This is a genomic window from Geosporobacter subterraneus DSM 17957 (assembly GCF_900142145.1).
Lineage (GTDB): Bacteria > Bacillota > Clostridia > Peptostreptococcales > Thermotaleaceae > Geosporobacter > Geosporobacter subterraneus.
In genome coordinates this window covers 21,078-27,077 of sequence record NZ_FQZV01000054.1, presented here as the reverse complement: position 1 = coordinate 27,077, position 6,000 = coordinate 21,078, and the positions used below count along the sequence as shown (strand labels likewise).

6 protein-coding genes and 1 pseudogene are annotated in these 6,000 nt (G+C 41.5%); all 7 read left to right on the top strand.

What is annotated here, in order from left to right; genetic code table 11:
* Positions 1-303 precede the first annotated feature (303 nt).
* The 7 genes and pseudogenes from BUB56_RS15955 (at position 304) to BUB56_RS15920 (ending at position 5,995) form a co-directional block, all read left to right on the top strand.
* Entirely contained in the window at positions 304-1,104 is an 801-nt protein-coding gene (locus tag BUB56_RS15955) for a methyltetrahydrofolate cobalamin methyltransferase (protein ID WP_110942277.1), read from the top strand.
* Between the two features lie 196 nt (positions 1,105-1,300).
* Positions 1,301-2,017: a hypothetical protein gene (locus BUB56_RS15950; protein WP_110942276.1), complete on the top strand. Its 717-nt coding sequence runs from the start codon at positions 1,301-1,303 to the stop codon at positions 2,015-2,017.
* Between the two features lie 82 nt (positions 2,018-2,099).
* A pseudogene (locus BUB56_RS19985) lies at positions 2,100-2,849 on the top strand (ASKHA domain-containing protein).
* Positions 2,840-3,028 (top strand): ASKHA domain-containing protein, encoded by a 189-nt coding sequence (locus BUB56_RS20435; RefSeq protein WP_110942279.1) that lies wholly within the window; start codon positions 2,840-2,842, stop codon positions 3,026-3,028. The pseudogene BUB56_RS19985 and the gene BUB56_RS20435 overlap by 10 nt, the downstream one beginning before the upstream one ends.
* Positions 3,012-4,289 carry a PocR ligand-binding domain-containing protein gene (locus BUB56_RS15930; RefSeq protein WP_190014619.1) on the top strand — a complete coding sequence of 426 codons (1,278 nt, stop codon included), beginning with the start codon at positions 3,012-3,014 and terminating at the stop codon, positions 4,287-4,289. The genes BUB56_RS20435 and BUB56_RS15930 overlap by 17 nt, the downstream gene beginning before the upstream one ends.
* 10 nt (positions 4,290-4,299) lie before the next feature.
* Complete coding sequence (locus BUB56_RS15925) at positions 4,300-4,644, top strand: MazG-like family protein (RefSeq protein ID WP_110942272.1); 345 nt, start codon at positions 4,300-4,302, stop codon at positions 4,642-4,644.
* A gap of 220 nt (positions 4,645-4,864) precedes the next feature.
* The gene (locus tag BUB56_RS15920; protein ID WP_110942271.1) at positions 4,865-5,995 is read left to right on the top strand and encodes a gluzincin family metallopeptidase; all 1,131 of its coding nucleotides are present in this window, start codon (positions 4,865-4,867) and stop codon (positions 5,993-5,995) included.
* Positions 5,996-6,000: the final 5 nt, after the last annotated feature.

The window sequence follows — 6,000 nt, the reverse complement described above, 5'->3', positions numbered from 1 at the left end:
TAAAAGAAGAACGTCAAACAACCTTGCATTTGAAACGGGTAACACCAAATGGTGGCCCAACCAGCTAAACATCGAATCGTCCTTGTGGAGTGACACGCTTTTTCACGGATAAGCCTCTACTATGGAAGGGATCCAGGAGGAATGCACATCTATCTCTCTGACAAAGAGATTATAGCACGATGTTTAAAAAATTCAATGTCTGGTGTCACTGATTCATCTGAACAATAGATTTAAAGTTGTCAAAGAACATTCGGGTGGGTTTTTGAGCCCTAACCCTATATTTATCTTACAAGGAGGATAAAGATGATTATCGTTGGTGAAAAAATAAACACCAGTTTAAAAGGGGTTACGGAAGCCGTAAGAAACAGGGATGCAGCTTTTATTCAGCAAAGAGCCATTGATCAGGCGGAAAAAGGAGCCCACTTTATAGATGTAAATTGCGGAACACTAGTTGGCGAAGAGGTAGAGTCCTTGGCTTGGCTGGTTAAAACCGTACAGATGGCAGTAAAGCAGCCTTGCTGTATTGACAGCCCTGATCCTCTTGCCCTAGCCGCTGGGTTAAAGGCTCATAAAGGAAAGCCATTGATTAACTCAATCACCGCTGAAGAAGAAAGATATCAGGGTATTATTCCCTTAGTTAAGGAGTATAAGGCGGGGATCATTGCATTATTGATTGATGATGCCCACGGAATGTCCCATGATGCAGCTACAAGAATTCAGATTGGATGTAATCTTATAAAACGGTTGATGCAGGATGGCGTAGCAGTGGAGGATATATATATTGATCCGCTGATCCAACCCATTGGGACTTCTACAGATATGGGTGTAGTAGCACTTGAGACCATACAGGGAATAAAAAGAGAATACCCTGGAGTCCATTTTATGTGCGGCTTGAGCAATGTATCCTTTGGGCTGCCTAAACGGGGACTATTAAACCGTACTTTTTTAGCCCTGTGCATGATGGCTGGACTGGATGGGGCCATCCTGGATCCGGCCAATCGTGAAATGATGAAAATGATTATAGCAACAGAGGCACTGCTGAATAAAGATGAATATTGTATGAAGTATATCCAAGCCTTTAGAAGCGGCTTGTTGGATGATTGATTTTTCACCTATGGAATAACTCTTATACTACAGCAGATTTCTAATTAACTTGAACGTTGCAGTATCCCTAACTGGAGCGCTCAAGTTAATTGTATATTAGCGAGTAAGCAGTTTTGATGGCACGGCATAAAAAGAAGGAACCCTCTGATCTCTATCGAATTCATAAATGAAAGTACGCATCAAAGGGGTGATGGGAATGAAGATCATCAGTAATTTTCTTTGGAATCTTCAAAAGGATAGAGTATTTAGAGCAATGGATTGCAGGGAAGAGGGAACTGCTTATGATGTTCTTTATGCAGCGTACATAAAACTGGAGCCAATACTAAAAGAACTGGTAGAAGGGGAGGGCGGCTACTATTTCATAGAAAAAAGCAAATTCCCCCCAATAGAGAAAATTGATCATTGCTCCAAGGTTGCCTGCTGTTTTCTAACTCTGGGGCCAAAGATTACTGACGAGATTAGTAAATTGTTCCATCAGGGAGATTATCTGGAGGGGATGCTCCTGGATGTCATGGCCGACGAATTGATCTTTAATTTTAGCAATCAATTATATAGTCATCTTTCCAATGAGGCCAGGGCCCTTGGCTTGGGTTTGACAGAGAGAATAGAACCGGGAGAGAAGGATGTGCCATTAAAGGTACAAAAGGCCATACTTACCCTTTTCCAGGCAGAGGGTGCTGCCCTGCACCTAACACTCACAGAGGCCTACATGCTAAAGCCTGTTAAATCTATGATCTATTTCTATGGATCATCAAAGGAACTGCCCCTTAGTGAAACAGACCACTCCTGTAAAGACTGTGACAAAGCAGCGTGTAAATTTCGTGATGCAGGAAAGCTTTCTGTGGAGCCATCAGGAGAAAAGAAAAGTAATCTGTTAAAGTCTGTTAAGGGGGATAATTTGAATAGGTATTAGAAAAATATAATATGCCTATGACGCCACTTATGGAGGCACAGAGATCTGGAAGAAATAATTGCTGGAATAGGGATACAACTATATGGCAGTCTCTACTGGATTGCCTTTCACATGCTTTTCAAACGATTACAACAACACTTCATCATTGCATTTCAGTGAGGTCTTTGGCCTATCCCTCTGTGATGGTGACGTCATACTATTGCCAGGGGTATCTGCCTATGTAGGAGCAGATATAAGGACAGGAATGCTTTATTGCAGCCTTCATGAAAGGGAATATATGACTATGCTGATCGATATCGGTACTAATGGGGAAATGGCCCTTGGCAATCGAAATAAGATTCTGACCCCTTCTACAGCAGCGGGACCTGCCCTTGAAGGGGGTAATATTCAGTATGGTACCGGCAGTATTAAGGGTGCTATCTCAAGCCTGGCAATCCATAAGGGCAAGATAAGCTGCTAAACCATAGGAAATGCTTCACTCGTAGGTATTTGTGGGTCAGGTGTAATAGATATTGTCGCTTCCTGTTGTAAAAGTGATATAATAGACGAAACAGGAAAATTTTCCGATGACTATGAAGCCGGTGCCATCCAGGTAGCCAGGACAGAGGAGGATCAGCCCATTCTATTTACCCAGAAAGATATCCGGGAGGTGCAGCTTGCAAAATCAGCCCATCGTTCCGGCGTTGAAATCTTAATGCAGTGTATGGGGATCATTCCGAAAGATATTGGGTGTGTTTATATGGCAGGAGGATTCGAGAATGGCATCCATATTGACAGTGCTGTTACCATCGGTTTGCTCCCAGGGGGGAATTACGAGACAGGATTAAAGTAGTAGGCAATAGTGCCCTCGGAGGCGCTGCTGCATATCTGATCAACCGTGATAATCACGCTAAGCTGGAAGAAATACTTCAAAAAACAACCTATATTGAGCTTTCCACAGAGATGCAGTTTCAGGATTTATTTGTAAACAATATGTTTTTTTATGGGGTGGGAAATGGTGAATCTAGGTAGAAGCTTTGATGAGGATCGGGGTGTGAACCCCAAACAACTGAAAGAAACACTGGAAGCCTATTATTATGTAACTGGAATTACTGTGTTTATGATAGATGAGCAGGGAAAGATCGTAGAAGCCTGCGGCGGAAGACCTACTCTCTGTACGCATCTTGTCCCTACTTCAAAAGAAGGATGTCATTGCCCCCAGGTTCATCTGTTTGCCAGCAAGCAGGCAGAAAAAATAGGGGAGGGTTACGTTTTTCATTGCCCAGTGGGTTTAATTCATTATAGTGCACCGCTGATCTACAATCGGGTGCTGCGAGGGGCATTAATCGCGGGACCGATTTTATTAGATGAACCGGATGACCTGCTTTTAGAGGGTATTATGAATAAATATGCCCTGCAGGAAGATGATCGAGAATCCGTAAGGAAATATATAGCAGATGTACCTATTGTAACTCCAGAAAAAGTAAAATACCTAAGCCGGTTGCTTTTTATGGTTACCTTGAGTCTTATGGATCAGGACCGTTTTGTTTTGTACGAAAGAAATCAAAGAATGCATCAGCAATCCCATATCAATCTTAGCATGCAGGATATGAAGGAAGAGGACAAGAGCCATAGCTACTATCCTTATGAAAAAGAGAAAGAATTAATGACGAAGGTGAAAAATGGTGATGAAGTAGGTGCGAAAACCATACTGAATGATATTTTAGGGCATATATTCTTTACTTCAGGTGGTAATATGGAGGTAATGAAGGCCAGAACCCTTGAGTTAACTTCTCTTCTATCGCGGGCTGCCGTAGAAGGCGGAGGTGCTTTAGATAAAATCTTTGGTTTAAACTACAAATTTATCGGCCAGTTAAGTAAAATTGAAAATATTGAAGATTTATCCTATTGGATATTAAAGGTATTGGATCGTTTTATGGAGAATGTATTCAGTCTAGCCCATTCCAAGAATGCAGAACTTATCAAGACGGTATTATCCTATATTAACAAAAACTATATGAATAATATCACACTAGAAGAAGTATCGGGAATCGTATATTTAAATCCCTCCTACTTCTCTACCATCTTTAAAAAGGAAACGGGTATGCCCTTTTCTACCTATCTTAATAAGGTAAGAATTCAGGAAAGCAAGCAGCTGCTAAAGGATATAAACCAATCGATTTTAGATATAGCTTTAGCGGTAGGTTTTGAAGACCAAAGCTACTATTCAAAGGTCTTCAAAAAGATTACTGGAATAACCCCAAAAGAGTATCGTGATCAACATCAATTCTAATGGAGGAAAAATGGTGAAGGAATATACAGTTTTTAAACAGATCAGTTTTCCAAAGCTGAATAACCTGCAGCCAGGCTTAGAATCCACTTGTCTGAAGCTTATGGAGGAGGCAGGGGAACTGGCACAGGCCATCGGAAAATTTAGGGGCCTAAATGGTGAAAAGGTTGAACTCAAGGAGCATGAAATTGTGGATATGATCAGTAAGGAGCTATTAGATGTGGCCCAGGTTGCCGTTTCAATGATGTTTGTACTAGAAGAGGAGTACAATATCAATATTAAGGAAAAAGTGGAGGAGCATGTGGAAAAGCTGATACGCAAAGGCTACATTAAACTGGAAAAAAGTGATGATAAATAGAAAGACTCTTCTATTTAACAAGTATAATCGTAGGGGACGACCTATGTGTCGTCCCGAAAAAAACGGGCAGACACGTAGGTCTGCCCCTACAGAACACAGTTTATTTCTGAGGCGTGATGCTATAGATAGTTAACCTGTTAAATATTTGATATAGAAACCTTCTTTTCCACATAAGCTATATATAAATAGTTCATGCTAAAAAAAGGTAAGGGGAAGTTCTATGATAAAAAGAAAATTCAGTGGAGTCTTATTCTTCATCATAATCCTGCTGTTATTCGGTTGTGGAAATCAAGATCAAAAGGTTAAACAAGAAATTACAGCCCTGATTCAAGCGCAGGAGACTGCTGTTCGGCAAAAGGATATGGAGGGTTATATGGATACCATTGTTTCACAGGATGATACCTACCGTGCAGAAAAGAACAGCTGGATGCGGGATATTCTGCTGAATGATATAGAGGAATACAAGCTGAAGGTAAGAAGTATTGAGCTGATTCATAAAAATGAGGCTAAAGTGCAGATTCAGCAGCAGTACACCTATAACGGGGAAGCCTATCAGGTGCAATTTCCACTGCGGCTAGTACGGGAGAATCAACAGTGGCGGGATGGAGATTTATTTTTTGAAACCATCGACACTGAGAATTTTCAGATACAATATTTTAGCCCTTCTAAAAAATATGCTGCCATGATTGCAGAAGTGTGTGAAGCGGCGAGGCAAAATATTATAAATAGATTTGGAGAAGACCTGCAGGATCGAACCTTTATCAAGCTCTATCAAGACCGGGAGCTGCTGCGCCAGTCTGTAAAGCTTTCCTTTCAATGGCAGTTTGCAGGATGGTATGAATATCCTGAATCCATCAAAACCTCAGAATTTCCGGATACAGAAACCTATCGAATGATTATTGAGCACGAGCTGCTGCATAAGCTTACGATTCAAGCGTCAAATAATAATCTTCCCTATTGGTTTTCTGAGGGCTTGGCGGTATATTATGCCAATATACCCAATGAGCCGGAGGAGGATTATACAAAAGAGCGTTATCTGTCAAACTATGGGGAGGACGCCTTGACGATTGGGCTGCTGGAGAATATCAATTTGGAAACCTTGGTAGAGGATCGGGAAATCTCTAACTATTATGATAGCTCGGGCATGATTGTAAAGTTCATGGTAGAACGGTTTGGACCCGAGAAAGTGAAAGCAGTGGTTAAAGCCCTTGGACAATACCCATATCAGGCAGGTACGGGTGCAGAGGTGAATCAAGGGGCTGTTGAGCGTTTCCGGGAGGTGCTGCCTAAGACCCTAGGTGTCACGGTAGAAGAACTGGATATGGCATGGCAGAAAAGCTTGCAGCAATGAAAACA

Bases quoted from the DNA above. Each gene is read 5' to 3' on its own strand.
- BUB56_RS15950 (WP_110942276.1), top strand. From the start codon at position 1,301: ATGAAGATCATCAGTAATTTTCTTTGGAATCTTCAAAAGGATAGAGTA.
- BUB56_RS15920 (WP_110942271.1), top strand. From the start codon at position 4,865: ATGATAAAAAGAAAATTCAGTGGAGTCTTATTCTTCATCATAATCCTG.
- BUB56_RS15955 (WP_110942277.1), top strand. From the start codon at position 304: ATGATTATCGTTGGTGAAAAAATAAACACCAGTTTAAAAGGGGTTACG.
- BUB56_RS15925 (WP_110942272.1), top strand. From the start codon at position 4,300: ATGGTGAAGGAATATACAGTTTTTAAACAGATCAGTTTTCCAAAGCTG.
- BUB56_RS15930 (WP_190014619.1), top strand. From the start codon at position 3,012: ATGGTGAATCTAGGTAGAAGCTTTGATGAGGATCGGGGTGTGAACCCC.